The following is a 26340-nucleotide window of genomic DNA, read 5'->3' as shown; positions in this document are numbered from 1 at the left end:
CCTCTATTGCACAAATGCAATAGAGGGATTTTTGCTTAGCGATTAAAGAAGTTAGCCGTAAAGTAAGGCTGCTTGTCTGAATTGAATGCAACGCCAACACCGAGATAGCCGAAGTCGGGCTTGACGATGTTTTCCCTATGGCCCATCGAGTTCATCAGCCCCTCGTGGGCGAAGACAGCGCTGTACTGCCCATAGGCTAAGTTTTCACCGGCGATAAAGAATGTGATGCCATCTTCTTTCATGCGGTCAAAAGGCGATTGGCCATCGGGGTTGGTATGGCTGAAATAACGCTCATCCGCCATTTCCTGGCTATGGTCCCTAGCCGTTTCCATCGTTTCACTATCCCATTTCAAGAGCGGCAGCTCCCGTTGAATTCTCGCTGAATTGGTCAGTTCGAACAACAAAAACTCATAGCCTTCCTTCACTTCAGGGCCAGGCTCCGCATAAATCCCGCCCCTTTGCTCTTCCAAGCCCTTATCGATGACCTGGACCGCCGTGACTGTGTCCCCTTCATGAATATCGTAAAAAACCGTTGTGTAGGAATCAGCCGTTTCAAACAAATCATACTCATCGCGTGAATCCAGGATGTATTGCACACGCCCTTTTTGCAGGTTGCTCAGCGGTGTCCCGAACAATTCGCGGACTTGGGCTTTTGTGGAATCCATCGAGAGACCTTTCGCGGAAGAAATGAGGTCCTGATTGGTGAACATGCCATTGACCTCGCCATTTTTATCGTATGACAGCAATACATAGTTCTGGTAATCCTGATGATAGCTATGCCATTCGGTTCCGTACTCATTCTCCATCAAACGCAATGGCAAGCCGAGCTTTTGCTGGGCTTCTTCCTTGCTCATCCCCAGCGTGACATTGTGGACCGCCACCATGGACTCGGTATCGGAGAGCTCTGGTTTTGCGACCGCTTCGGGCAAGGCAGCCGAGCTTTCCTTCACCATCGCCTGCAATTGATGGCTGATGCGCGTCGTGAAGTATTTGGCTTCATCGAGCGCTTTGGACACATCTGTATCCGCCGTTACATTTCCGATCACTTCATCCACTGAGTCCAAGAAACTGAGGTCGACATATTTTTCGACAGGCGCTTCCCAGATCGGGCGGGTGAAAAACAATAAGACCATGAGCAACAGGATGCCAAATAATTTCCGCACACGCATCACCTCTTTCTCTTCATTTCAGTGTAATCGCAAAACCGGAATCCGGGAAGTAAAAAGCCTTTTTTACTTTCCCCCTTAAATAAATACCAAAAGCGGACAGGAAAAGGGGGCCCTTTTCGCTGTCCGCTTTGCATTTTGTATTCCCTAAGCCTCAACATTGTGTTCGCTTGTAATATCGGTTTTCTTCGGCGAACTGAACCATAGCGTGAACAATAGGCCCACCATGAACGTCACCAGGCTGGTCGCCAATGTCATCGGATCGGCCGAAAAGCCAGGGAATACGACAAATAGCGATCCCAGGATCAAGCCAATGATTGCCGCATACGTCACGTAGGTGAAATGTTCCAGCAAATAGCTGATGGCTTTGCTCGAGACGATAAAACCGACAATGACGCCGGCACCGATGGCCATGACGACCGGCAAGTTCAAGGTCGACAGAGCGTTAATCGCTGTCGAATAAACCCCGATCAATAGCAGGATGAACGAGCCGCTGATGCCAGGCAACAGCATCGCCATGCTCGCGATCCATCCCGAGAAAAACAGCAGGAAGAAAGTCGGCACACTCAATTCCGTAATCGGCGCGACATTCTCATCGGTCTGGATAAACGCCATGGAAGCAAGCGCCGCCCCGATGACCAGCAAGATGATCAAATGGCGAGCAGTGAAATTCTTCTTCACGTCCGCCTGCTTCATGATATAAGGCAAGACCCCGAGTATCAGGCCCATGAAGAAAAATTGCGTCGCTTCGTAATGGTTGTCCAATAAAAACTCAATGAAGCGGCTGAACAACAATAAGGTGATAACAATCCCCATGCCAAGAGGGACAAGAAAGCCGAGCTGCTTTTTCCAATCCCGGCTGAAAAAGCCGCTGATCGATTCAAGCAAGCGGTCATAGATGCCGAGGATGAAGGCAATCGTCCCTCCACTGACCCCAGGGATCAAATCGCTGATGCCCATTAAAATACCGCGATATATATTTTTCCATTCCATTCGTTCAATCTCCTCGTTTCAAAATCACTTTAAACAGTATAGCATGCAGAAACAGGAAACTCGAGCCGTATCACCGCAAGAGCGCGCCAGCCTGTTCCATCATGGAAGAGACGATTTCCGCCGCGCCTTCTTCCTGCCTTAAGTTTCTTGTTGCCTGCCCTGCCCATAACGACATGAATTCGGGGTTTCCGGCTTTAGCCGCAGCTGCCCTGATTTCTCTCGTTACTGTATTCTGGGACGGAAATGGCAACGGTTTGGTTCCCGATGATTCGAATCGTTCGATGAAAGAATTATTAATGCCGCGCGCTGGCCGTCCTGAAAAACTTCTCGTCACGACGGTGCTTTCTTCATCGCTGTCAAAGATCGCTTGCTTGTATGCCTGATGCGCTCCCGATTCCTTCGCTCCGACAAACCGCGTCCCGACTTGGACGGCTTGCGCACCGAGTGCAAGCGCCGCTACCAGCCCGCGCCCGTCCATAATGCCACCGGCTGCGACCACCGGCACGTCCACCGCATCTGCGACTTGGGGAAGCAGCGCCATCAAGCCGACCTGGGCACCCATCGGATGGCGCTCGAATGAAAAGCTGCCGCGGTGCCCTCCGGCTTCGCTGCCTTGTGCCACGATGGCGTCAGCCCCTGCCGCTTGCGCTTCCATTGCTTCATTGACCGTCGTCGCCATGGCGATGATTTTAATGCTTTGCGCTTTCGCTTCCCGCATATGCTCTGGCGGAAGTGAACCGAATGCCGTACTGATGATCGGCACCCCCATTTCCAGGCAGACACGGAACAGCTCTTCTCCGTGATCGGGCGAGCGGTATTCAGCGCTTTGACCTTCAATCGCAAGTTCCTGGCAGATCGGCTGCAGCGCTCGTTTCACTTCATCGAGGCGCGAGAAGTCATCTTTCGGCACTGGCGCGAACAAATTGACGGCAAATGGCTTATCCGTCCGTTTCCGTATTTCCACAATATCCTCCCGCAACTTTCCAGGCGTCAAATAAGCAGCGCCGAGCGTCCCTAACCCTCCTGCCGCTGAAACTTCCGCCACGAGTTCCGCGGTCGTCGGGCCGCCCGCCATTCCTGCCTGGATGACCGGATACTCGATGCCGAGCATGCGGCAAATGCCTGTATTCAATGAGATCATGGTTTGCCCTCCCCTTTGTATGCTTACTTATTAGTATCCCAGTCTTTCGGATTTCTTCAACCGGGAACCTTTCACAAGCGCCCTGCGTTCTTAATATCAGCATCTATGAGAAGGCGGGATTGAATCATGAAAGGTTTCCTTTCGTTACTTGGCATCACCTTGATTGCCGCATTTTGCGGATTGATCCTCTTAGGCTTTTACAATGAACCTTTTGAAGACTGGCAAAACCAGGAGCGGCTCCAAGCCTATACAGAAACACGGGATAACCTGATGCCTGAGCAAGCGGGCAATGTCCAGCAAGCCACAGCGACTCGGCGCTCCACACAAACCTTACTATATGCGGATGCATCCGCTTCGTGCCCGGCACCTTAATGCAAAAAATCCCCGAGACCTTGAAGTCCCGGGGATTTCCTTACGCTGGCAATACGCGGATGCGATTGCCGGATGGATCAGCAGTTTCCAATACCGTCCCGTCCATCCGGATCTCAGCACCGTATTGCTGCAGGCGGTCACGCATGGCCTGTTGTGCTTGACCATCCGCGACACGGATAACATAATGAGCCAATCCGGCTTCATTTTCAGGCAATGCCGGAATGCCCGTGCCGTTCCAGATGTTCAATCCGATGTGATGATGATACTTTGCATCCGACACGAATAGCGCCTGGTTGCCCAGATTCGCAACTGCCCCGAAACCTATCGCATCGGTATAGAAATTGCGCGCAGCCTGGAGATCCGAAACATGGAGGTGGATGTGACCCAGTACAGTGCCCGCTGGCATACCGCCCCACTTCTCGCCCTCCGATGCTTGCGCGACTTCCTGCACGTCCAACGGGTCAACGGTCATGTGCACCTGGTCTCCGCGCCATTCCCATTCCCCGGGCTCACGGTCACGATAGATTTCAATGCCGTTGCCCTCCGGATCCGATAGGTACAGCGCTTCACTCACTTGATGATCCGAAGAACCAAGCGGGATCCGTTGCTCATGGAGATGCAGCAATACTTTCCCGAGCTCTTTCCGGTCCGGCAGCAGCACCGCAAAATGATACAAGCCGGCATAGCGGCCCGCTTTCGGTTTAAGCTCCAGGGCATGCTGAAGGGTCAGGATCTCTTTCCCTCCCGCCCCAAGGATTGTTTCATTTTCCTTTTCCTCAATCGTTTCAAACCCCAATATATCCGTATAAAAACGACTCATCCGAGGCAAATCCAATACTTTCAATGTCAAACTTTCTACATAACTGACAGGCTGTTGATGAAAATTCACACTAATCCCTCCACTTACTTACTATTTGTAACTAATTTTATTTTAATAACCAAGTTACGTCAAGTCATCTGTTTTTTAATTCACAAACAGATATGCTATTATGAAGAAAAAGGAGCGGTGAATATGAAAAGTCCTGAAATTTGCCCGCGGTTCGAAGCCGCCATTTCTTTATTGGGCCAGCGTTGGACAGGCTTGATCATTCATCAATTAATGGACGAGCCGAAACGCTTCGGCCAATTGACCGAAGAAATCGGGATCAGCGGCCGCCTCTTGTCCGAACGGCTGAAGGCTTTGGAAGGAGACGGTTTAGTCGAACGCACCGTCCATCCCGAAACCCCGGTTCGGATTGAATATTCGCTGACCGAAAAAGGCGCTTCGCTTCAGCCGGTCATGAAAGAAATCGAACACTGGTCGCAAAACTGGATAGAACCTGCAAAGGCGGAAAGCACTTCATGATGAAGGTCGGTTTCCGCTAATATTTTACCCGTTATTATAGACAGAATATTCTAATATCTGTTACTGTAAATATATAAATGGCGGAGGAGGGGCATGCAAATGTCGATGTATTCCAATATGACCTATGAGAACGATACCCGGAAGATTGACAAAGCGCTGAAAAAGTATGAAGAGAAAAAGAACGCAGCATTGGTATTGCTCGCAGAAATCGATATGCTGAACAAAATGGAAGATGTGGAAGACACGATTTTGTGGAAGCAGAAGTCGATGAAGGAAAAGCTCATTGCTGCCGAACGGCAACGGCGGGACGTCGAGGAAATGCTGATCAATTATATCGGCAAATACGACGACCGTGACCTGCATCGCTATACCGAACTGCTCGAGGAACTGAAAAAAGACAAGCCGAAATGACAAAAGCAGGACTGCGCTCAGTCCTGCTTTTGCTTTGGCTTGCCCTTATTGTCAATCGACCGCAGAATATCGCCCGTCCAGCCTTTTTGCCTGAAATACAAATACAGCAAGAACGTGGAAACTAAGATGACGGCAATCGACATCACATAACCGTACCTTAAATCGAGTTCTGGCATGACGCGGAAATTCATCCCCCATAAAGCACCCCAGGCCATGACCGGCGTAAACAAGGTCGTCAAGACGGTCAGTGTCTTGACGATTTCATTTCCCCGGTAATTGGCCACGACATTTTCCATATCGACCATATTCCTGATTTCATCTTCATACGATTCAACGAGCATGACGCACCGGTCGATCCGCTTGGACGTCCGCTCGTATTCCCTCTGCCCACGGACCGCTTCGCCGAAGGTCTCTTCGACTGCCATGGCGATTTCCCGAAACCCCATGATCAAATGTTTCCATAACAGGATTTCATGGCGCACTTCTTCGATGCTTTCCAAAGTTTGGCGATTATTGTGTTCTTTAATATTCCACAGCAATTGATGGAGACGTTCTTCAAAACCATCGATTTTATGCAACACCGAACCGACCATCCCGCCGAGTAGAATCATCATCACCTCGACCGGCGATTCCGCATCCTCCATCTGCTGGATCATCAAATGCCTTGGCATATCCATATCTTCCTCGAAATCAAGCGTGCTCGTCACCAACAACTCCGGAGATACATAAAAATGAAAGACGTCCTGCGCATCCCGGGCATGGCGGCTTTGTTTATAAATCAGCGAACCCCACAAAACCTCCTTGCCGATCCGGGAAGTATCGGCGTGGAGAATATTGACGGTCAGGTTTTCCGATTGATCGATCCATTGCTGCAACTTTGGATTCGCTGAGAGCAATTGCCGGAAATCCGCTGACTCCATCGCATTTTCCTCTTGCCATACGGCATTCTTAAACTGATGTCGCGTCATAAGCCTCCCCCTTTTCGTTGTCGAACAGGCTTCGAAGCCTCCCCTGCATCCACCACATGAAAAATGCCGCTTTATTGCAAGCGGCCATTCAATCTAGTCCTTTTTGTCGTCATCCGGTGTCTGGTCCCGGTATTTTTCATTGGAGTTTTCTTTGTATTCCAATTCCCTATCCGGCATGGGATTCCCCTCCTTATCTGGCAGCTGATGGCGGCCCGGTTCCATATCCGGCAGCAATTTCTCGCCTTCCTTGCTTTTCCGTTCCTTGCCCATGCGATCGCCCTCCCGAAAACTTTGTTAGTTCTTCTTTACCCCAGCCGCATTTTTTGAATCCTGCTGGGCTCAAGCTGCAATAAGTGATTTGAAAAGCTCCAAGTCATCCGGATACGCAAGCTCCAAATTTCCGATTTCTTCGATGGATTTCCAGGCGATATCCTCGATCAAAAAATCATCTTTCGGAATGATCAATTCGCCGCCTGTCACTTCCACCCGAAAATAATGCAAATCGAATGACACGGCGGCATTTTCGTAACTGCCGTCCCGCTTCTTCAAGATCTCTCCGGCCTTGACCGTCAGCCCCGTCACTTCCTCGAACTCACGCTCACAGCATTGTTCGAGCGTTTCGCCCGTTTCCAGGCCGCTTGCAGGAACCGACCATTTACTGTCTTCCTCCGGTGCTTTCATCAGTACCAATAAAATTTCATTCCGTTCATTTATACAGACGCCAGCAGCGCCTTTCCAATTCGCCATTTCCATCAAATCTCTCCCATCGCCCGTTTCTCAATTTCCTGCACCATCGCCTGTTTTCCTTTTATGTATTGTTCGATGTCCCAAGGGTACCGTTCCGCTAGGCTTATCTTCAATTCGCCGTAAGCTCCAGCAATTTGCGGATTCGCCCTCAAGAAGTCCCGGAATGCAAGGTGGCGCACAATCTCAGGATCTCCCTGTTCGTAACAATGGACATGATGCGTGCGCTCATTGCCGCCGCGTTCAAAATAGCGCCTTCTCGGCAACCCATTTTCGCCTTTCGCCCGATAGCCCAGCTTCAGGAAAGCCTCTTCAAACCGGTCTACTGCCCCTATATCCGAAACGATCACGAGCAAATCGAGAATCGGCTTAGCTGCCAGCCCCGGGACTGCGGTACTGCCAATATGCTTCACATCCAGGCATACGCCTTCAAGCAGGCCGCAGATTTCTGCTGCTGCGTTATCGAACGCAACGGGCCAACCCGAATTATACGGCTCCACAATCACTTTGCGCATCCCTTCCCCCTCCAATACAACCCAAAAATCACCTTTTCCGATAGGACAGCCTTCCGACTCCCATTGTACAAGAAAAGGTGATGCATTGAACGGGTTTTTAGCCGATCACTCAATTTGAAAATGATTTCAATACAAAGCAAGCAAGAAATCCGTTCTATTTATTTGCGGCGTGCTGCTCCAAAACGAGCCGATGCGTGACATCCGGCAAACCGACATCTCCCGAGAAACCATTTGCACGGTAAAAGGCGTCCGCCGATGCGGAATCCGTCCGTACCACAAGCTCACTGAATTGCCCTTTTGCATAATCGATGATTGCTTGCAGCAGTTTCGTCCCGATCCCTTCCCTCCTTACAGCTTCTGCGATATAAAGGCGCCGCAACCTGCCTATTCCTTCCTTCGTGGAATAAGGGTCCCTGTTCAATCCGCCGATTGCGACCAATTTGCCATGCGGATCGAACACGCCATACAATACTTCTCCCTGGCGGTCGAAGCGGTTGCTTCCATCTTCGTATTGATCGACAAGCCTCCTTAAGAAGCGGTATCCTTCCGATTCACTTTCCTCTATAAGACTTGTGGCATCCACTTCACGCAAGTCTTCGATTTCTCTGATTTCCATCGGCATACACACATCCTCCTTTTACAATAGGCATTACAGGAAAAGGGCCGCCCCAATGCAGATCACGACTTTTGGGACAGCCCTTTTTCCTTTCACTTTCAATTAGACAGTGGTATCTCCCATGCGCTCGTTTCGCGCTTCCATTCTTTTCACCACAAAGATGCTGGCTTCGTAAAGCCCGGCCATCGGCACCAAAACCAACAGCTGGCTGAGAAAATCCGGTGGCGTGATAAGGGCCGAAACAATCGCCAAGCCAAGGTACGACCACTTTCGCACTTTTTTCATCGAAACCGATGTCAGGACGCCGATCGATGACAGAAATAATGCCAAGACAGGCATTTCGAACAACAATCCGAGCGGGATGGTGGTCATGATCAAGAAATGGACATATTCATTCGCCGAGATCATCACATCGAAATTCGCTGCTCCAAGTCCAATCAAGAACTGATAGCTTAGTGGATTGACAATGAAATAACCGAAAGCGACACCGAACAGAAACAATAGCAGCATGACCGGTGAGTACAACCCGAGAAACCTGGCTTCGCTTTCTTCAAGCCCAGGTTTGACGAACTGCCAAATGAAATGGATCAAAAATGGCAGGGACAAACCAAGCGCCATCGTAGCCGAAATCGATGTATAGAATTTCACGACTTCCAGAGGCCCGAGTATCACCAAATCATTGCCTTTCACCACATAGGGAAACCAGAAATTCAGCGTGGAAAAGACGAGCAACAGGAAAAACAGGAACACAATGGAGCTTTTGATCAATTGCTTCCTTAAATCCCCCAAATGATCGACTAAAGTTTCCACCGTTTCTTCAGGATCTTCAGGGGGCTTTTGCTTCCCTCCTGGATTCGGCTCCCTTGGCACGCCTCCGGTTTCGTGCCCCGTTCCGGAGTCGGCCTTCTGCTTTTCCTGTCCCGACAGGTCTTCGCTCGCCTTTTTCTTATGCAGGGGACTGATCAGCTTGTTTTCTCCGTACGGATCCATTTAACCACCTTCATAAACTTTCGGTTTTATTCGGTTCTGTTGTGTCCTTTTTATCTTTCTTGTCTTTTTCATCTTCATCATCGTCATCCATCAGCCCTTTGGTTGAGCGTTTGAATTCCGCAAAAGTCTTGCCGACTGCCCCGCCGATTTCCGGAAGTTTTTTCGGCCCGAAAATGATCAGCACGATGACCAGTATGATGATTAAACCCGGTACGCCGATTGAAGCTATTCCACCCATATTTTTTCCTCCTCACGAATTAAACTAGAGAACCGCCATCCTGGCTATACTTGATGACACCTTCCGCACAGCGATATGCCAGCGCGCCGACTGTGCCAGTCGGGTTATAGCCGCCATTATGCGCAAAATTCCCTGCCCCGACGACAAACAGGTTTTCCATATCCCAATGCTGCAAGTAATTATTGACGACGCTCGTTTCAGGATCCGCCCCCATGATGGTACCGCCCGTGTTATGCGTCGTCTGGTAAGGGACGATGTCGTAATCGGAAATCGGCGATCTGCCGACAACCGTTTTCGCACCCATTTCCTGCATGATTTCAGCAGCTTTTTCCGTGATGTATTTATGCAATGCACGGTCCTGGTCGGTGAAGTTGTATGTCAGCTGCAACAAAGGCAACCCATAGATATCTTTATACGTCCCATCGAGGGTCATATAATTATCGCGATGCGGCATTGAAGCCCCTTGCCCCCCTACCGAGAGCGTACGGGTATAGTTTTCAATAGACGCTTTCTTGAATTCCGCTCCCCATGCCGGCGTGTCCGGAGGCAATGGGTTGGTTGCGATCGGCCGGGACCCCGTTTGTGTCATCGAAAGGCTCGCGCCGTGAATGAAATCAAGGTCTCCGTGGTCAAAAGCATCGCCATTGAAATCATCGATACTCATGCCAAGTGCTCCCGCTCCCATGAATACGTTCATTTGTTCATCAAAGAAACCTGACGCCCCTGGAAGTATTTGGTATGCGTAATTTTTGCCAAGCGACCCGCGACCCGTTTCAGGATCATACATTTGGCCGATTTCGGACACCATCAGCAGTTTCGCATTGTTCAAGACATAACTTGTCAATACGACCACTTCCGCTGGCTGGATGAATTCTTCAAAAGTCACGGTATCGATATAACGCACGCCTGTCACGCGGTCGCCTTCTTTCAGTACTTCAACCACGTTGGCGTTGAAGCGGATATCATAATTCCCGGTTTCACGCGCTGTCGGGACGACCGTAATTTCCGGCGAAGTTTTAGCCCCGTATTCACAGCCGAAGCGTTCGCAGAAACCGCAATATTGGCAAGCGCTGATTTGCTGGCCATCTGGATTTTCATACGCTTCCGACAAGTTTGCAGAAGGCAGCATGAACGGCGTGTACCCCAAATTGCTGGTGGCAGTTTCAAACTTCGACAGCAAAGGCGTCTTTTTCATCGGCGGCGTTGGATATTCCGCAGAACGCGTGCCCCAGAACGGGTTTTTATCCTCTCCTGAAATCCCCGCTGTCTTCTCGAATTTATCGAAATATGGCTCGAGCTCGTCATATGTGATGCCCCAGTCCTGCAAGGTATATTCCGCAGGCAATTTGTTTGCGCCGTATTTTTCATCGGTCATGGACTTGATTTCAAAGTCGTATGGCAAAAACCGCCAAGTCTGGCCATTCCAGTGTGTCCCCGCACCCCCAAGCCCTTCACCAAGAAGGAATGAGCCCAGCTGGCGCATCGGCAAGGCGCGCTGGTTACGCGAGTTGCGGAATGTAATCGTTTCTTTCGACAGATCCTGCATCAATTCGTAACGGACGGCGTAGCGGTATTCATCGTGAACCATCGAATAATCCGCAGTTGAACGTTCCTGGCCACGCTCCAGGCCGATGACTTTCAACCCTTCTTTGGCACATTCTGCCGCGATGATGCCGCCTGTCCATCCGACCCCTACCGTTACTACGTCTACTTTATCCAGTGTTGTCGCCATACTTACTCCCCCTTCGTAATTAGCTCAGCATGTCTCCTACTGAATGCGGATCCATTTCCACAAAGTCTTCGCTCTCGATTTCATTGATATAGGAAGGACGGTGCCCCGGGAATCCTTTCATGCGCCAAGCTTCCATGTTCAGGTTGCCCCCGTAGATCGGGTCGGCATATGCGCCATTCAATGTCGCCTGCCGCAGAAGGCGGAAAAAGAATTGGGCATCTGCCCCTTGCAACTCCACTTCCCCATCCTGGAAAGCTGTCAGGATTTCATCCATCTGCTCCCCTTCCAGGTCGACGAAGTTCGCTTCGAATCGGCTTTGCGCTTCCTGCTGCATTTTCTGCAAGCCCTGCCTGAACAATTCATTGCGCTTCAGGCGGCTTTGGTAGCCTTGGGTCGCTTCGCCTTCTTGAAATGGCGGCTGCATATACTCACGTGAGTTCTCCCCGTAACTTCCTGCCAGCTGGTGATCGATAAAGAATGGAACACCCAGCCCGATTGCACCCGGCCCGAGATCATCTTCCGGGAAGATCCGCTCGGTCGCTTGCTGCAATACCGCAAACTCTGTTTGGTTCTTGAAAAATTGCAGGCCGCGTACCGCTTCGGTTGTCCCCCCGCCGCCGGTTTGCCCAGCTTCGCCGCCGCTAGGAGCCGCTCCATTCTGACCCGTGTTTGCGCCGATCACCCCACCAATAATTCCTCCACCGACGAGAGCGCCTGCCGCAATCCCTGAAGTTTTCAGGAAATCGCGTCTGGAAACATTTTTCTTCTCTGCCATCTCATGCGCCTCCTTCTATTATGAAAATTATGAATACTCAGTAACTATACCCCACATTATATGCCTCTTAACGCTGATTTCAATAGTTTTCTAGACATTCTTGAAAAAACATCCAAAAGACAAAAAGAAAACCCCTGCATATATGCAAGGGAAGACATAAAAAAAGGCCGAGGGAATGGTCACCTCGGCTTTGTAGCTTAAAAGATATTAGTCTAGTACTTTGATTGTGATGTTTTTGCGTCCCCATTTCAAAGCTTCGCTTTGAGTCGGGATGAAAACGTCGATTTTGTTTCCTTTGATCGCTCCGCCAGTATCGCCAGCGATAGCTGTTCCGTATCCTTCAACCCATACTTTTGAACCGAGTGGGATGACAGATGGGTCAACTGCGATGACTTTTTGGTTCGGGTTCGAACGCAAGTCAATTCCAGTACGCGTGATGCCTGAGCAGCCTGCGCAATAAGCTGTGTAAGCTGTTGCGGATACTGTCATTTCTTTGCCTGCTTGGCTAGAAGCTGCTGCTGGTTTAGCGGCTGCCGGCGCGCTTGCAGGTGTTGGTGCTGCCTGAGTTGATTTTGGCGCTTCTTTAGCTGGAGCTTTTGCTGCTGGCGCTGCCGCTTTCGCTGCTGCACCTTTAACTGCGAATTCTTGTCCAGGATAGATCATGTGGCCGGAGATGTTGTTCCAGCTCATCAATTGATCCAATGAGATTCCGTGTGCGGAAGCGATCTTGAACAAAGTGTCGCCGCTTTTAACTGTATAGGTAGATGATGAGTTCGATGATTTCATGGATGCCTGTTCTTTTCCTTCAACAGAAAGCGTGTCATTCGGGAAAATCAGATCTGATGATAAGTCGTTCCAGTTTTTAAGATTTTGAACGGAAACGTTCTTTTCTTGTGAGATTCCCCAAAGAGTGTCACCTGACTGAACTGTATACGATGAATTAGCGCTTGCTGTAGATGCTGCGCCTACACTTAATGCCGCGATTGCCGTTAGTGTAACGATTTGCTTTTTCATAATTGAAATTCCTCCTTTTCACTAACACAAGACACAGCTTAACATCTCCGCATTGCAAGAACATGACAGGACGACCGTTTAAACTTAACAATTACATTACGTCAATCTTTAAAATATGACAGGCTGTAATAAATCAGAACATTCTTTCTTCTCTGTGGAAATTGAACTTTTCTGCCTGCCTCCCTTTTTTTCTTCCATTAATAACGATAGGATGGATTAGCCTTCTTTTGTTGGGGAATAAATAGTTACAGCCATATTCATCTAAAAAGCATAGCTTTCTGTTTAGGAGGAACCCATTTGAAAAATGTCACGATCGTTTTTTGGATTTCGATTGCCATCTGCCTGGCTGCAGTTGCCTGGGGATTTTTCGTGCCCGAAAACTTCCAAGCGCAGACAGGTGCGCTCACTTCCTGGATTTCATCCACGTTCGGCTGGTATTATCTAGCTTCCGTTTTTGTTATCCTCGTCTTTTGCCTTTATTTGATTTTTTCCAGGTTTTCCGACATCAAGCTTGGGAAAGCCGGCGATGAACCGGAATTCAGCTTGGTTTCCTGGTTCGCGATGCTGTTCTCTGCCGGGATGGGAATGGGGCTCGTGTTCTGGACGACCGCCGAGCCGATTTCACATGCTTTTCTTAGCGCACCGCGATCTGAACCCGGTTCTGATGCAGCTGTCAAGGAAGCCATGCAATTCTCATTTTTCCACTGGGGCATCCATGCCTGGGCCATTTACGGGCTTGTCGCTTTATCGCTTGCTTACGCGAAGTTCCATAATGGCTCGCCAGGCCTCATCAGTGCGACACTCATCCCGCTGTTCGGCAAAAAGCGCATGAGCGGATGGCTGGGTAAACTGATCGATACGCTCGCCGTCTTCGCGACGGTCATCGGTGTCGCTTCTACGCTTGGTTTCGGATCTGCGCAAATCAATGAAGGGCTATCGTTCCTGTTCGGCACACCGAATACCTTTGCCTTTCAATTATTGATCCTTGCCGTCGCTACGCTATTGTTCATCGTCTCCGCCTGGTCCGGCATCGGGCGGGGCATCAAGTATTTGAGTAACATCAATATGGTATTGGCATTCGTCCTGCTCGGCCTGCTGCTGATTGTCGGCCCGACACTTTACATCATGAACATGTTCGCCGACTCACTCGGGGCTATTTCGCGAACTTCCTGTCGATGAGCTTTAATCTGGAGCCATTGAACAGCGATCGCCGCGCCTGGGTCGATGGCTGGACGGTCTTTTACTGGGCATGGTGGATATCCTGGGCGCCATTCGTCGGGATTTTCATCGCCCGTATTTCACGGGGCCGCACTGTCCGTGAATTCATGCTCGGCGTGCTCGTCGTCCCATCGCTCGTGTGCTTTATCTTCTTCTCTGTATTCGGCGTTTCGGCTTTGGATTTGGAACAAAAAGGCATCGATAAGATCTCCGAGTACAGCCTGGAAACCGCTACGTTCGGCGTACTCCAGCATTATCCGCTTGGCACGGTCATGTCTATCCTCACCTTGTTCGTGGTCGCGATTTTCTTTATCACTTCTGCCGACTCCGCGACATTCGTGCTCGGCATGCAGACGACCGGCGGTTTACTGAACCCGCCGAACTTGGTGAAAATCACATGGGGTTTGATCCAGTCAGCTGTTGCGGCCATCGTCGTCTACAGCGGGGGAACGCAAGGCTTGCAGAATTCCTTGATCATCGCTGCCTTGCCGTTCTCGATCGTCGTCCTGCTGATGGGGGCCGCGTTTTTGAAAGCGGCCAGCCAAGATCCCGTCGCAGTGAAGCAGAAAAAACCTCCCTTATGATTGAACATAAAAATTCCCGGCAAGCTCATTGAGCTTGCCGGGAATTTTTCGTCCTTTATTTAAATACGCTCGTGCTATGCAAAGGCTGTACTCTGGATTTCGGATCCAAGTAAGATTTCGCATTATTGATGGCGGTCGGCGCTTCACCGAAGCCGACTGCGATCAATTTCACTTTTCCTTCGTATGTGGCGATGTCGCCCGCAGCATAGATGCCCGGTATATTCGTCTCCATCTTGGAATTGACGATGACCGAGTTCTTCTCCATCTCAAGACCCCATTCCTTGATCGGGCCGAGCGATGTGATATTGCCGTAGTTGACGACGACGTGGTCGACTTCCAGGCGCTCTTCGTTGCCTTCTTTGTCTTCGAGTACGAGCTCGCGGATTTCGCCGTTCTCGCCGACCAGTTCCTTGACGTTGAACGGCTTCTTCACTTCCACCGTCGACTGCATCATCGTGTCGATATTCGCTTCGTGAGCCGTCATTTTTTCGCGGCGATGGCTCAGCGTCACTTGGGAAGCGACGTTCTCAAGCATCATCGCCCAGTCCACTGCAGAGTCGCCCCCACCGAGGACCACGACTTTTTTATCGCTGAACAAAGTTAAATCTTTTACGCCATAATGCAAAGTCTTGCCTTCAAATTGTTCAGCGCCGTCAACCGCCAATTTACGCGGGTGGAAAGCCCCGACGCCAGCCGTCAACAGGATCGCTTTCGAGTAATGGGCGCCTTTGTCCGTCGTAATGACAAAATGCTCATCTTCCCGTTCGACTGATGCCACCGTTTCTTCCAGGCAAATCTCGGGATCGCCGTATTTGGCCTGCTCGACCAAATTATCCACCAAATCTTTCGCCAGCACTTTCGGGAAGCCGCCGATATCATAGATGAATTTATCCGGGTACAATTCCATCAATTGCCCGCCAAGCTGCGGGAGGCTATCCAGCACTTTCACTTTCATTTTGCGCATGCCGCCATAAAACGAAGCGAACAAGCCGGTCGGGCCGCCGCCGATGATTGTAATATCGAAGATTTCACGTTCTTCCATTTCCAACACTCCTAATCTGATCAATATATCCATCCTACCACATCTATACAGGGTCTCCGCCATTGGACTTATGGCGGAAATCCGAAACAAGCATTTCCATCCCCTATATTCTATCGTAAACTGAAACAAGGAACCAAATGGAAAGGATGATAAATGTGGATCTTGGATTAAAAGAAAAAGTAGTGGTCGTCATGGCCTCCAGTAAAGGGCTCGGCAAAGCCTCCGCCTTGGAATTCGCCAAAGAAGGGGCAACCGTCATCGTCTCAAGCCGCAATGAGGAATCAGCAAGCGCGGCTGCCGAAGAAATCCGCGGCACAAGCGGAAACGAACATGTCCATGCATTTACGTGTGATATGTCAAAAGCTGAAGACATCAAGCAATTATTCCACCAAGTATCCGAGCGGTTCGGGCGTATCGACGTGCTCATCAACAATACCGGCGGGCCAAAAGCAGGCGGCTTCGACAACATGGGTGATGACGATTGGTACGCGGCGTTCGACCAAAACTTACTCAGCTATATCCGTACTTGCCGTGAAGTGCTTCCATTTATGAAAGAACAGCAATTCGGCCGCATCATCAATGTTTCCTCTTCTTCAACAAAAGAAGTGATCGATGGCTTGATCCTATCGAACACGATGCGCGCCGGCATGGTCGGCTTCGCGAAAACACTGGCCCGGGAAGTGGCCGCTGACAACATCATGGTCAATACGGTCGGCCCTGGCAAGATTTCCACCGGCCGCATCGCAGAACTCAACGAAGCCGCAGCCAAACGGCAAGGCATTACAGCGGACGAAGTATTGAAAAATACAGAAGCGCAGATTCCAGCCGGCCGCCTAGGCGACCCCGCCGAATTCGCCCGCACCGTCGTCTTCTTGGCTTCTGCTGCCAATTCATATGTTACCGGGCAATCGATCGTCGTGGACGGCGCGTTCCTGAAAGCACTATAAGCCCCTTATCAGTAGGCAGTAGCACCAAAAGCCGATATACTAAGGGATGAACCAATTGAAAAGGAGATGTCTATATATGGCGAAAAAAGGCCACATCCACATGGAAAACGGCGAAGTAATCGAATTCGATCTTTTCCCGAATGAAGCACCGAACACAGTTGCAAACTTTGAGGAGCTTGCAAACTCTGGATTCTATAACGGCGTTGTATTCCACCGCGTTATCCCAGGTTTCGTTTCCCAAGGCGGCGACCCAACCGGAACCGGCATGGGCGGCAGCGGCAAAACGATCAAATGCGAAACAGAAGGCAACCCGCATAAGCACCAGCCAGGCAGCCTTTCTATGGCACATGCCGGCAAAGACACCGGGTCTAGCCAATTCTTCATCGTCCACGATTCACAGCCGCATCTTGACGGCGTGCACACAGTCTTCGGCCAAGTAACAAAAGGCCTTGAAACTGCAAAAGCCATGAAAAACGGCGACAAAATGGAGAAAGTCCACGTCTTTGACGCTGAATAATCCATTATAAAAAAACGTGCCCCCTGCGGCACGTTTTTTGTTTTGGTTGCATTTAGGGAGACTGACAATAAAAGATTAAATGAGTAAGAGATTAATGATTAAGAGATTGGAAAAGCTTCCGCTTTTCGACTGCGTTGCAGGGGCACGCTTTCCGGAGGGCTCGCATTGAGCCGCTTCGTCGCTGCGCTCCTGCAGGGTCTCAATTGTCTCGCTGATCCTCCCGGAGTCGGCCCCTTCCACTACGTCTACTAGTTTTAGAGTGGAAAACTGTTTCTTCAATCCTCTTGTTAAAAAAGATTAAAACGCATCATATTCTATTGCTTGCCTCAAACAGGTCAAGGTCTGAAGTGTTCTGAGTCTCCATTCGCAAAACAACAAGTTTTCCTGTTTCACTATCAATCTATGAGATATCCCGTCTCGGGAAGCGATTCCCCCGCTAGCCGGCAACTAGGTATAGAAGCAGATCAATTTAAACAAGCAACATGAAACGAAATCTCCAAGCCGCCGAGCGCCAAGGGTGAGCCGATGCAATAAGACAAGTGCTCTTCTTGGCTTATTGCAAGAGGCCAAGAAGAGCACGGCGGCGACTGCCAAGACGATGCTCCAGCCAATCCCAAGAACATTTCCATACACAGACTTTCGCTATTTAATTCCCGCTTCCGGCCAAAAAAAAGCGCGCCCAATAGGCACGCTTCTCCACTCATCTTTACAACACTTTACTCAAGAACGCTTTCGTCCGTTCATGTTGCGGATTGCCGAACAATTCCTTCGGCACATTCTCTTCGACGATGTAGCCGCCGTCGATGAACAGCACGCGGTCGCCCATTTCCGCCGCAAAGCCCATTTCATGGGTTACGACGACCATCGTCATCCCTTCTCTCGCAAGTTGTTTCATAACATCCAGCACGTCCCCGACCATTTCCGGGTCAAGCGCTGAAGTCGGCTCATCGAACAGCATGATTTTCGGGTCCATCGCAAGGGCACGGGCAATCGCGACGCGCTGTTTCTGCCCACCGGATAATTCACCCGGGTACGCCTTCGCCTTTTCACGAAGCCCGACCTTATCCAGCAATTCGTATGCTTTCTTTTCGGCCGCTTTCTGATCCGCTTTTTTCAACTTCACCGGCGCCAGCGTGACGTTTTCCAGAACGGTTTTATGCGGGAATAAATTGAACTGCTGGAACACCATCCCGACATCTTGCCGCACTTTATTGATATCGACTTTTGGATCGGTGATATCCGTTCCTTCTATATATACATGGCCTCCGCTGATATCTTCCAGCCGGTTCAAGCAACGGAGGAATGTACTTTTACCCGATCCTGATGGGCCGATGACGCAGATGACTTCCTTCGGCTCGACGACGGTACTCATGTCTTTGATGACTTCCAGGTCTCCGAATGATTTTTTGAGGTTTTCCACTCTGATCATACTCATCGCAATACAAACTTCCTTTCCACAAAGCTCGCGAGCATCGAGAGCAAGTAAATGACGACAAAGTAAATGATGCCGAGGATCAAGTATACGTTAAACGCATCGAATGTGGCACTGGCCTGGATGCGCCCTTCCTGCGTCAAATCCGCCACTCCGATAACCGACAGGAGCGAGGTATCCTTCAATGAAATGATCGCCTGGTTCGTAATTGTCGGAAGCATGCGGCGGAACGCCTGTGGCAAAACGATATAGCGCATGTTCTGTGTAGAATTAAGGCCAAGCGAACGCGCTGCTTCCGTTTGCCCTTTGTCGATTGACTGGATTCCTGCCCGGATGATTTCCGAGAAATAAGCTCCCGCATTGATCGCAACCGTTACAATCCCGGCTGTCGTGTTGTCGAGCGAAAAGAACCCAAGCGAGTTCAAGCCAAAGTAAATGAAGAACAGCTGAACGATAAACGGCGTCCCCCGGATGGCATCGACAAAGATCTTGGCAATCCAGTTCAGGATTTTGAACGGCGCCAAGCGCAGCAACGCGACGACCAGCCCGATCAAGAAGCCGAGGACGATGGCAATGCTGAAAATGTAGAGCGTCACTTGTAAGCCTTCCATTAAATACGGAAAAGCATTGATGATTGTCTGCACATTTCGTTCCCCCTTGCATAAAAAAATGCAGCGCGCGAATGCGCGCTACATGATCTTATTCTCCGATGTATTTGTTTAAGATTTCGTCATATTCGCCGCTGTCGCGCAATTCCTGCAGCCCTGCATTGATTTGTTCAAGCAATTCCGCATTCTCGCCTTTCAATACAGCGATGCCGTATTGGTCACCAGTCAAGCGATCGCCGACAGTTTTCAAGGCGAGGTCACTTTCTGCGATAGCGTAAGCGATAACAGGATAATCTTCAAGAAGTACATCGGCATTGCCGTTCGATACTTCCTGGAACATCGATGGGCTGTCTTCGAACTGGGAAATTTCATAGCCGTATTCAGCTTCGTTGTCGCGCGCGAATTGAGCGCCAGTCGTACCGCTCTTCACGGCAACTGTCTTGCCTTCCAAATCTTCAAGTGATGTGATGTCGCTATTGTCTTCCGCTACAACCAAGGAAAGGCCCGCATCGAAATAAGGATCCGAGAAATCCACGATTTCTTTTCGCTCATCCGTGATACTCATCCCCGCAATCGCAACGTCCAATTGCCCCGCTTGAAGCGCTGGGATGATGCCCCCGAAGTCCATCGGGTTGAACTCGATTTCAAAGCCTTGGTTTTCTGCAATGGCATTGATCAAGTCGATATCGATCCCCGTGTATTCGCCGTCTTTTTCAAATTCAAATGGTGGGTACGTGGTGTCGATACCGACGCGGTAGACATCCCCCTCGCCTCCGCCGGATTCACCGCCGCCCGACTCTTCTTCCGAATCGCCACATGCAGCAAGCACTGTAAGAACTGCTAGCAATAATGCCAATAATGTCCATTTCTTCATTTAATACATCCCCCTCTATTCGGTAATGGTCATTCTACTGACTAATATATCACAATATTTGCAAATTCAGAACCTTTAGAATGAAATTAACTAGGATAGAGGATGCAGGCTTGCGCCTAAATGACTACTCTTAATGGCTGACGGCGCGTTTTTTGTGGAGCCTGTAAAACAAACGGAAATTATGGGCAAGCGTCTTCAAGACTGCATAAGTCGGGATGGCGATCAAAATTCCGATAAAGCCATACAAAGAACCCGCCACCATCAACAGCAAGATGATCGTCAAGGGATGGACATGGAGCCGGTTGCCCATGACGTTCGGCGTGACGAGGTTGCCTTCAAGCTGCTGGACCACCAATAACACAAGGACGACTTTAACCGCCATGAACAAGCCGTCGTTGAAAAGCGCGACGAAAATTGCCGGGATGATCCCGATAATCGGCCCGAGAAACGGCACAACCACGAGGAACATCGCAAAAACCGCAAGCGTCAATGCGTACTCCAGCCCGATGATCAAATAGCCGATATACATCAAGACCCCGATCACCCCTGCAACAATCGCCTGGCCGACCACAAAGGTCGATAAAGTTTCGTCCAAATCCTTCAATAACTTCTTCCCCTCCGGCTTATGGTCTTCCGGGAGGCGCTTGACCGAATACGGGATGAATTTATCGTCATCTTTCAACAGGAAGAACAAGATGAACGGCACGACAATCAAGACGATTGCCGCATTCACCAGCATCCCCAGGATATCGATGACATTTTCGAACAAATTGCTCGAGAGGCTCTCGGCATAGCCGTAGATGCGGTCGCTGATCTCCTGTCCGGAAATGCCGCCGAATTCAAATCCCTTCAAGAGGTTATTCGATTCCGAACTCATTTCCTCCATTTTCTCAGGGGCCAAATCCACTAGGCTTTTCCCTTGCTCCATCAAGGTCGGCCCGAAGAAATAGGCGAGGCTCGCAAATACGAGGACGATCACCGTAAAGACAATCCCGATGCCGGCGATTTTCGGCATGCGGCGGGCGAGCAGCCGGACCAACGGCCGGAGCAGGTAGTATAAAATCCCTGCGATGACAATCGGCGCAAAAAGCGTGGCGATGATGACACGGATCGGTTCCCAAATATAGTCCAACTTGCTGAGTACGTATAAGGTTAGGGCGAGCAATAATACGCCTGCCGTGTATTCAAAAAATGGCTTCCGGATCCACATTTGCGGACACTCCTTTCAAGTTTTTCGCTCTATTCAAATGATACACGAAGAAAAAGCGAAGGCAGATGTTTTTCTGCCTTCGCCCGCTCGTGGGATTTATTTGTCTTCTTCGAGTTCGCGCAATTCCTTCTGGGTTTGCGGGAAAGCGTTCGCTTGCCATTCCTCCCGGTAAGCGGAATCTAATTGCGAGAGTCCCTGTTCACTTGAATCTTCGATGGCGTAGACACTTTCGCGCTCATCGATTTCCTTGCTGTTGTGCATGTCGATGTCTTCTTGGACGCGGACTGTATTTTTCTCTTGATATGCTTTGTAGACGAAAATTCCCGCAGCTGCTGCAAGCGCGCTGCCCACTACTGTATTCACCGTTGATTTCTTCATCAGAATCCCTCCAAAATAATGCGTCTTTCTGTCACTTCTTTTCTGTATACCCTGAATGCTGGATTTTAAGCAAACAGGCGATTTTTTCACTCACGATTCTTTTGGCCCATTTAATCTCGCCTGGTACGCATAGCGGTCCATGTCTTTCAATTGCTCGCGCATCTTTTCCCCGACACCTGAAGCAGAGGCGGGATTTTGCCCGGTGATCAGGCGTCCCGACTCAATGACACAAGTTTCGAGCGGCAACTGGGCGATTTGGACAAGTGCTCCCCGTTCTTTCATTTCATGCTGCAAGGAAAAAGGGATATCTTTATAGAGGCCGAGCAATTTTTCTTCCAGGTCCGAAAACCCTGTAGCCAAATGCCCCGATAACAAAGGGCTCCCGTCGGACAGGCGGACATTCAATAATCCGCTTGGCCCGTGGCAGACGGCTGCCACGATGCCGCCTTTTTCGTAGATATTTGCAGTCATCCGCTGCAATTCCTGATTGTCCGGAAAATCCCACATGGTTCCGTGCCCGCCGGTAAAGTAAATGCCGGCATATTCATCAGCTTTCACTTCGCCTGGTGTCAACGGCCGGTCCAATTGCCGCTGGATTTTTTTGTCCAAGTAATAATGGCGGGTCCGGCCATTGATCACTGCTGCCGGAAGGCTCCTCGGGTCGATCGGCACTTTTGCTGCTTTTGGGCTGATGATATCGATTTCGAAGTCATCCTTTACTTCGTGATAGAAATCCGTCAATTCCCGCAACCATAAGCCAGTCTTTTTGCCACGATGCCCTAATTTTTTATGATTCGTCACGATAACCGCTATTTTCTTCATGGCATATTCCTCCCTATCCATTCATATCCGTTTATATTCCCTATCGCCTGAAAATTATTCGCCACAGCGATGGGCATGACGTGCCTGGCCCAAAGAAAAAAGACCTGCTTGACTGCAGGTCTTTCAAGTTCCCAATATATGCGCCAGGCTGTCGCGAAACTTATCGTTATCGGCTTGCTGACGCTTTTTCGGCCCTTTCATGCGCCCGCCGCTTTGGCGGATTTTCTTGGCGACGTGGCGGCCGTGGAGCAATTGCCCGATATTTTCCTCATTATAGACCCGCCCGTTCTGGTCGATCGGGATGCCCCGTTTCGCGAGCACCATCGCTGCGAGCCCATAGTCCTGTGTGACGACGACATCTCCCGGTTGCACACGGTTCACTAATACAAAATCGACTGCGTCGGCTCCCTTCGATACCGTCAGCGTCTCCGCCCCTTCACGGTACATTTCATGGGACGTATCGCAAATGAGCAACACCGGCCAATTGAACCGCTCGGCCAGCGCAATCGTCAAATCAACCACCGGGCAACCGTCTGCATCAATAAGAATTTTTGCCATCGGCTTCCTCCCTCACCAATTCATCCGCCAGTTTTTCAGCGGCCCTTCTGTACAGATTGCTTTTGTGGACAAGCGATGCGATGAACAGCACTTTCGAAAGTTCCCCGCTTTCTTCGTTTTGCGCATGTGCCACGGCTTTCGCCTGCCGTTCGAGCTCTTCTTTGAACGCGGCGTGATTGTCCTGCTGGAGCCCCAGGTAGGCTTCATAGAATTCGGATAGATCCAAATCCCGCGCCTGTGCTTGTTCGTTCACTTTCTCCAGCACTTTTTTTACGTCGTTGATGGATAACGTGCTTTTCATCTGGTAAATCAAGCTGATGAGCATAATATGGTCAGGCGTGTATTTTTTATGCTGCACCGGATAGAATAGTTTTCCTTTGGCATAATTATTGATCATCGTTTTCGTCAAAATTTTATCGTCCGGATACCTTTTTGTATCGTGGAAGGCCGTATCGAATAATTGAATGACTTGGTCCACGTATAGATCGATTTTCGGGATATCGCTTGGGCGGATTTGGCTGTCGAGAGCCAATTGGCCAATAAGCCGATCGATGCTTTCCATTCGCTTCACCTCAACTTCTGTTTCTCCATTTTACCCTATGATGGAAAAGCAGACAAACTTGACCGGTGAAATCAATATATATATCATTATAAGTAGTTTCGATAACTACGTATCAGGAGGTACAGATCCATGACCGCATTTATCCGAGAGCCTTTCAACGCTTTATCGCATTTAACCGGAGCTGTCCTGTCTTTCATCGCGTTACTGGCCATGGCCATCAAAGCTGCCTATTCCCAAGCTCCCGCCACACACATCACTGCGGTGGTCATTTTTGGCATCAGCTTGATCCTGCTGTACACGGCTTCGACGGTTTACCATTCCGTAAAAGCGCGCCCGGGGGTCATCGCCTTTTTCCGTAAACTGGACCATTCCATGATTTTCTTGCTGATTGCCGGTTCCTATGCGCCGTTTTGCTTAATCGCGCTTGAAGGTACGCTCGGCTGGTCCATTTTCGCCGTAGTGGCTGCTCTTGGCATCAGCGGCATCCTTTTCAAGATGATTTGGTTCCATTCCCCGCGCTGGCTGTCGACCGCCATCTATATCCTGATGGGCTGGATCATCATCTTCGCAGTGGGCCCGCTCGCCTCCAGCCTGTCCACTGCCGGATTATGGCTGCTCGTTGCCGGCGGCCTTCTGTACACGATCGGCGGCGTCATCTATTGGCTCAAGCCTGACTTCCTCTCTTCGCGCTATTTGGGATTTCACGAGATTTTCCATATTTTCATCCTGCTCGGAAGCACAAGCCATTTCCTGGCCGTCTATTTATACGTGCTGTAACGCAAAAGAGCCGCTCCCAAAGAGAACGGCTCTTTCTTAATGTTCAAGTGCATCGAGCGCCTGCATCAAGTTGGCATAGACTTTGATATTCTTGAAATCGATGCCGAGCGTGACCGCGGTCTGTGCAATTTCAGGGCGTATGCCTGAGAGGACGGATTCCACGCCGATGATTCTCAACGAATCCATCAACTGGAACAATTGATGGGCAACCATCGTATCGACAATCGGCACCGCCGACAGGTCGATGTAAAGCGTCGTCAATTGCTGTTTGGCGCTTTCTTCAAGGCCTGTCTCCAAAATCACTTTGGCGCGGTATGTATCGATTCCGCCGACCAAAGGCAAAATCCCTACACCTTTACGGATCGGGATGACCGGGCTGCTCAATTCGTCGATCACTTCCTGTTGGCTTGCCAGCAAACGCTGGTGTGCCTCGTGATGGTGGCGAGCGAAGCTCTCGATAATGAAGTCGAACACATCATTCAACATTTCGCTCCAGCGCAGCGCATCCCGGCTGTTCGCTTTTTCAAATTCCTCGAAAAACTTGCGGACGCAATTCCAGTATATTCTGCGCAATTGCCCGAGATGCTCCATCACTTCGTAAAGCGGGACGGATTGCTGGGCACGTTCCTTGGCGATTGTCGAAGACCAGTCTTCCACGTAAGCAAGCGATTCTTCTTTGTCGTGGATAAAAATCGCAGTCACGGCCTCGATAAAGCCAATCGATTCCTTTCTCAGCTTCTCTATGGTCTCTTCGGATGCAGTTGCGGAGTATACGGTATTCGAATGGGTGCTGCGCGTGGCGAGCCATTCGTCAACCATGGAGTCTTTATTGTTCAAAATGAAATCATGTAGCTCTCTGCTAATTTCTCCCATAATGTATGCCGCTCCTTTTCTAACTTGTCCCTCCCATCTTATAAGATAAGACAATCGAAAAGCAAATTTCCATCCTCCACGTGCCAAGGCCACCCTTAAATGATAAGATGGGTGCAAGGAAAGGAGACTGAATAATGGCATCATTTGAATCAGAAAAACAGGAATACGCAGAACGCCTGTACAGGGCGTATGATAACCGGCAAGCTGTCGGGAAAGAACAGGTTCCCGAATCGCTAAATCCCCGCCTGGGTTATGAGATACAGCAGGCAGTACTGGCAAGGAAAGAACAGCAGGGGGAGCCACTGGCGGGTTATAAAATCAGTTTGACGAGCCCTGAAACGCAGCAATTGTTCAACTCCGGCAAACCGCTATATGGGGCATTGACCGCTCCCGCTATTTCCGGTGATGCCATTGAGCTCTCAAGCATGCTGTCGCCGTTGATCGAAATCGAATTGATGTTCCTCATCCAGGAAGATATCAATGCCGATGATTCAACAACGGCGATCCTTGAAAAAACCTTGGTGGCCCCGGGCATCGAAGTTCCAGACTCAAGGTTCACCGAGTGGTTCCCGAACATCACACTCGGGCAAGTCATCGCAGACAGCGCTGTCGCTGGCCGCATCGTGGTCGGCAAACCGGCAAAAAGCCGCTCCTACGATCAACTCGACCAAGTCCGCGGCGAATTATTCCTCGACGGCGAACCGGTTGCTTCCGGAAGCTCGTCTGAAGTGTTGGGGCATCCAGTGAACGCCATCAAATGGCTGGCTACAGAACTTGAAGCGCATGGCTTGAAACTAAAGCGCGGCCTGACCGTGTCATCCGGAACGTTCATCTTGCCGAAGCCGCTTGAAAAAGGGCGTTACGAAGCGAAATACGAAGGAATCGGCAGTGTCGAACTGACTGTCCGCTAAAAAATCC

31 protein-coding genes and 1 pseudogene are annotated in these 26340 nt (G+C 50.1%); 8 read left to right on the top strand and 24 right to left on the bottom strand.

The window, feature by feature from the left end; all coding sequences use genetic code 11:
• Window positions 1-35: 35 nt before the first annotated feature.
• The 3 genes from BBI15_RS02145 to BBI15_RS02135 form a co-directional block, all read right to left on the bottom strand.
• Window positions 36-1169 (bottom strand): CAP domain-containing protein, encoded by a 1134-nt coding sequence (locus BBI15_RS02145; RefSeq protein ID WP_237150899.1) that lies wholly within the window; start codon window positions 1167-1169, stop codon window positions 36-38.
• Between the two features lie 144 nt (window positions 1170-1313).
• The gene (locus BBI15_RS02140) at window positions 1314-2159 is read right to left on the bottom strand and encodes a DUF368 domain-containing protein (protein WP_068871842.1); all 846 of its coding nucleotides are present in this window, start codon (window positions 2157-2159) and stop codon (window positions 1314-1316) included.
• Between the two features lie 70 nt (window positions 2160-2229).
• Window positions 2230-3300, bottom strand: a complete 1071-nt coding sequence (locus BBI15_RS02135) for an NAD(P)H-dependent flavin oxidoreductase (RefSeq protein WP_068871840.1) — start codon at window positions 3298-3300, stop codon at window positions 2230-2232.
• Window positions 3301-3426: 126 nt separating this feature from the next.
• Between BBI15_RS02135 and BBI15_RS02130 the strand changes: the two genes are divergently transcribed.
• Window positions 3427-3672 (top strand): hypothetical protein, encoded by a 246-nt coding sequence (locus BBI15_RS02130; protein ID WP_068871838.1) that lies wholly within the window; start codon window positions 3427-3429, stop codon window positions 3670-3672.
• 40 nt (window positions 3673-3712) lie between these two features.
• Here the strand turns inward: BBI15_RS02130 and BBI15_RS02125 are convergent, their stop codons facing one another.
• Window positions 3713-4561, bottom strand: coding sequence for a VOC family protein (locus BBI15_RS02125; protein ID WP_068871831.1), 849 nt, complete (start codon window positions 4559-4561; stop codon window positions 3713-3715).
• 123 nt (window positions 4562-4684) lie between these two features.
• On the opposite strand from BBI15_RS02125, the gene BBI15_RS02120 reads away from it, so the two are divergent.
• Both BBI15_RS02120 and BBI15_RS02115 read left to right on the top strand, forming a co-directional pair.
• On the top strand, window positions 4685-5017 hold the full coding sequence (locus tag BBI15_RS02120) for a winged helix-turn-helix transcriptional regulator (protein ID WP_068871829.1): 333 nt from the start codon (window positions 4685-4687) through the stop codon (window positions 5015-5017).
• 99 nt (window positions 5018-5116) lie between these two features.
• Entirely contained in the window at window positions 5117-5428 is a 312-nt protein-coding gene (locus tag BBI15_RS02115) for a hypothetical protein (protein WP_058381919.1), read from the top strand.
• Window positions 5429-5445: 17 nt separating this feature from the next.
• On the opposite strand, the gene BBI15_RS02110 is transcribed toward BBI15_RS02115, so the two are convergent.
• The 10 genes from BBI15_RS02110 to BBI15_RS02070 all read right to left on the bottom strand — a co-directional run bounded on the left by BBI15_RS02110 (window position 5446) and on the right by BBI15_RS02070 (window position 13020).
• Window positions 5446-6396: a magnesium transporter CorA family protein gene (locus tag BBI15_RS02110; protein WP_068871827.1), complete on the bottom strand. Its 951-nt coding sequence runs from the start codon at window positions 6394-6396 to the stop codon at window positions 5446-5448.
• Between the two features lie 93 nt (window positions 6397-6489).
• Complete coding sequence (locus BBI15_RS16495; protein WP_167358018.1) at window positions 6490-6666, bottom strand: hypothetical protein; 177 nt, start codon at window positions 6664-6666, stop codon at window positions 6490-6492.
• A 69-nt stretch (window positions 6667-6735) separates the two neighbouring features.
• The gene (locus tag BBI15_RS02105; RefSeq protein WP_335645697.1) at window positions 6736-7149 is read right to left on the bottom strand and encodes an NUDIX hydrolase; all 414 of its coding nucleotides are present in this window, start codon (window positions 7147-7149) and stop codon (window positions 6736-6738) included.
• Window positions 7149-7655, bottom strand: a complete 507-nt coding sequence (locus tag BBI15_RS02100; protein WP_068871825.1) for a GrpB family protein — start codon at window positions 7653-7655, stop codon at window positions 7149-7151. Before BBI15_RS02100 ends, BBI15_RS02105 begins: the two co-directional genes overlap by 1 nt.
• Window positions 7656-7809: 154 nt before the next feature.
• Entirely contained in the window at window positions 7810-8277 is a 468-nt protein-coding gene (locus BBI15_RS02095; RefSeq protein WP_068871824.1) for a GNAT family N-acetyltransferase, read from the bottom strand.
• Window positions 8278-8373: 96 nt separating this feature from the next.
• On the bottom strand, window positions 8374-9261 hold the full coding sequence (gene tatC, locus BBI15_RS02090; protein ID WP_068871822.1) for a twin-arginine translocase subunit TatC: 888 nt from the start codon (window positions 9259-9261) through the stop codon (window positions 8374-8376).
• A 10-nt stretch (window positions 9262-9271) separates the two neighbouring features.
• Complete coding sequence (tatA, locus tag BBI15_RS02085) at window positions 9272-9499, bottom strand: twin-arginine translocase TatA/TatE family subunit (RefSeq protein ID WP_068871820.1); 228 nt, start codon at window positions 9497-9499, stop codon at window positions 9272-9274.
• A gap of 19 nt (window positions 9500-9518) precedes the next feature.
• Window positions 9519-11231, bottom strand: coding sequence for a GMC family oxidoreductase (locus BBI15_RS02080; protein WP_068871814.1), 1713 nt, complete (start codon window positions 11229-11231; stop codon window positions 9519-9521).
• A gap of 19 nt (window positions 11232-11250) precedes the next feature.
• Window positions 11251-12006: a gluconate 2-dehydrogenase subunit 3 family protein gene (locus BBI15_RS02075; protein ID WP_068871812.1), complete on the bottom strand. Its 756-nt coding sequence runs from the start codon at window positions 12004-12006 to the stop codon at window positions 11251-11253.
• A gap of 207 nt (window positions 12007-12213) precedes the next feature.
• Window positions 12214-13020 (bottom strand): LysM peptidoglycan-binding domain-containing protein, encoded by an 807-nt coding sequence (locus BBI15_RS02070; RefSeq protein WP_068871811.1) that lies wholly within the window; start codon window positions 13018-13020, stop codon window positions 12214-12216.
• Between the two features lie 297 nt (window positions 13021-13317).
• Here BBI15_RS02070 and BBI15_RS02065 point away from each other — a divergent pair.
• Window positions 13318-14822, top strand: a pseudogene (locus BBI15_RS02065) (BCCT family transporter).
• A 55-nt stretch (window positions 14823-14877) separates the two neighbouring features.
• On the opposite strand, the gene BBI15_RS02060 reads toward BBI15_RS02065, so the two are convergent.
• Window positions 14878-15864 carry an NAD(P)/FAD-dependent oxidoreductase gene (locus tag BBI15_RS02060; protein ID WP_068871809.1) on the bottom strand — a complete coding sequence of 329 codons (987 nt, stop codon included), beginning with the start codon at window positions 15862-15864 and terminating at the stop codon, window positions 14878-14880.
• Between the two features lie 155 nt (window positions 15865-16019).
• On the opposite strand from BBI15_RS02060, the gene BBI15_RS02055 reads away from it, so the two are divergent.
• Together BBI15_RS02055 and BBI15_RS02050 are read left to right on the top strand one after the other, a co-directional pair.
• Complete coding sequence (locus tag BBI15_RS02055) at window positions 16020-16811, top strand: SDR family oxidoreductase (protein WP_068871807.1); 792 nt, start codon at window positions 16020-16022, stop codon at window positions 16809-16811.
• A gap of 76 nt (window positions 16812-16887) precedes the next feature.
• A complete protein-coding gene (locus BBI15_RS02050) occupies window positions 16888-17328 on the top strand; it encodes a peptidylprolyl isomerase (protein ID WP_068871805.1) in 441 nt (146 codons plus the stop codon).
• Window positions 17329-18034: 706 nt separating this feature from the next.
• Here the strand turns inward: BBI15_RS02050 and BBI15_RS02040 are convergent.
• The 8 genes from BBI15_RS02040 to BBI15_RS02005 form a co-directional block, all read right to left on the bottom strand.
• On the bottom strand, window positions 18035-18763 hold the full coding sequence (locus BBI15_RS02040) for an amino acid ABC transporter ATP-binding protein (protein WP_068871801.1): 729 nt from the start codon (window positions 18761-18763) through the stop codon (window positions 18035-18037).
• Window positions 18760-19404, bottom strand: a complete 645-nt coding sequence (locus tag BBI15_RS02035; RefSeq protein WP_068871799.1) for an amino acid ABC transporter permease — start codon at window positions 19402-19404, stop codon at window positions 18760-18762. Before BBI15_RS02035 ends, BBI15_RS02040 begins: the two co-directional genes overlap by 4 nt.
• Before the next feature lie 55 nt (window positions 19405-19459).
• Window positions 19460-20242, bottom strand: a complete 783-nt coding sequence (locus BBI15_RS02030; RefSeq protein ID WP_068871798.1) for a transporter substrate-binding domain-containing protein — start codon at window positions 20240-20242, stop codon at window positions 19460-19462.
• 130 nt (window positions 20243-20372) lie between these two features.
• Window positions 20373-21452, bottom strand: a complete 1080-nt coding sequence (locus BBI15_RS02025) for an AI-2E family transporter (protein WP_068871796.1) — start codon at window positions 21450-21452, stop codon at window positions 20373-20375.
• Between the two features lie 96 nt (window positions 21453-21548).
• Window positions 21549-21830: a hypothetical protein gene (locus BBI15_RS02020; RefSeq protein ID WP_068871794.1), complete on the bottom strand. Its 282-nt coding sequence runs from the start codon at window positions 21828-21830 to the stop codon at window positions 21549-21551.
• A 90-nt stretch (window positions 21831-21920) separates the two neighbouring features.
• Complete coding sequence (locus BBI15_RS02015) at window positions 21921-22652, bottom strand: type 1 glutamine amidotransferase domain-containing protein (RefSeq protein ID WP_068871792.1); 732 nt, start codon at window positions 22650-22652, stop codon at window positions 21921-21923.
• Window positions 22653-22775: 123 nt separating this feature from the next.
• Window positions 22776-23210: a YaiI/YqxD family protein gene (locus BBI15_RS02010; RefSeq protein ID WP_068871790.1), complete on the bottom strand. Its 435-nt coding sequence runs from the start codon at window positions 23208-23210 to the stop codon at window positions 22776-22778.
• Window positions 23191-23772, bottom strand: coding sequence for a DUF1836 domain-containing protein (locus tag BBI15_RS02005; RefSeq protein WP_068871788.1), 582 nt, complete (start codon window positions 23770-23772; stop codon window positions 23191-23193). The genes BBI15_RS02010 and BBI15_RS02005 overlap by 20 nt, the downstream gene beginning before the upstream one ends.
• A 129-nt stretch (window positions 23773-23901) precedes the next feature.
• Between BBI15_RS02005 and trhA the strand changes: the two genes are divergently transcribed.
• Entirely contained in the window at window positions 23902-24549 is a 648-nt protein-coding gene (gene trhA, locus BBI15_RS02000; protein ID WP_068871786.1) for a PAQR family membrane homeostasis protein TrhA, read from the top strand.
• Window positions 24550-24585: 36 nt separating this feature from the next.
• Here trhA and BBI15_RS01995 read toward each other — a convergent pair whose 3' ends face one another.
• Window positions 24586-25422: an STAS domain-containing protein gene (locus BBI15_RS01995; protein WP_068871784.1), complete on the bottom strand. Its 837-nt coding sequence runs from the start codon at window positions 25420-25422 to the stop codon at window positions 24586-24588.
• 134 nt (window positions 25423-25556) lie between these two features.
• Between BBI15_RS01995 and BBI15_RS01990 the strand changes: the two genes are divergently transcribed.
• A complete protein-coding gene (locus tag BBI15_RS01990) occupies window positions 25557-26333 on the top strand; it encodes a 2-keto-4-pentenoate hydratase (RefSeq protein WP_068871775.1) in 777 nt (258 codons plus the stop codon).
• Window positions 26334-26340: the final 7 nt, after the last annotated feature.

This window comes from Planococcus plakortidis (assembly GCF_001687605.2).
Taxonomy (GTDB): Bacteria; Bacillota; Bacilli; order Bacillales_A; family Planococcaceae; genus Planococcus; species Planococcus plakortidis.
Note: the sequence above shows the minus strand (reverse complement) of the source record. Positions and strands in the feature narration are given on the sequence as shown.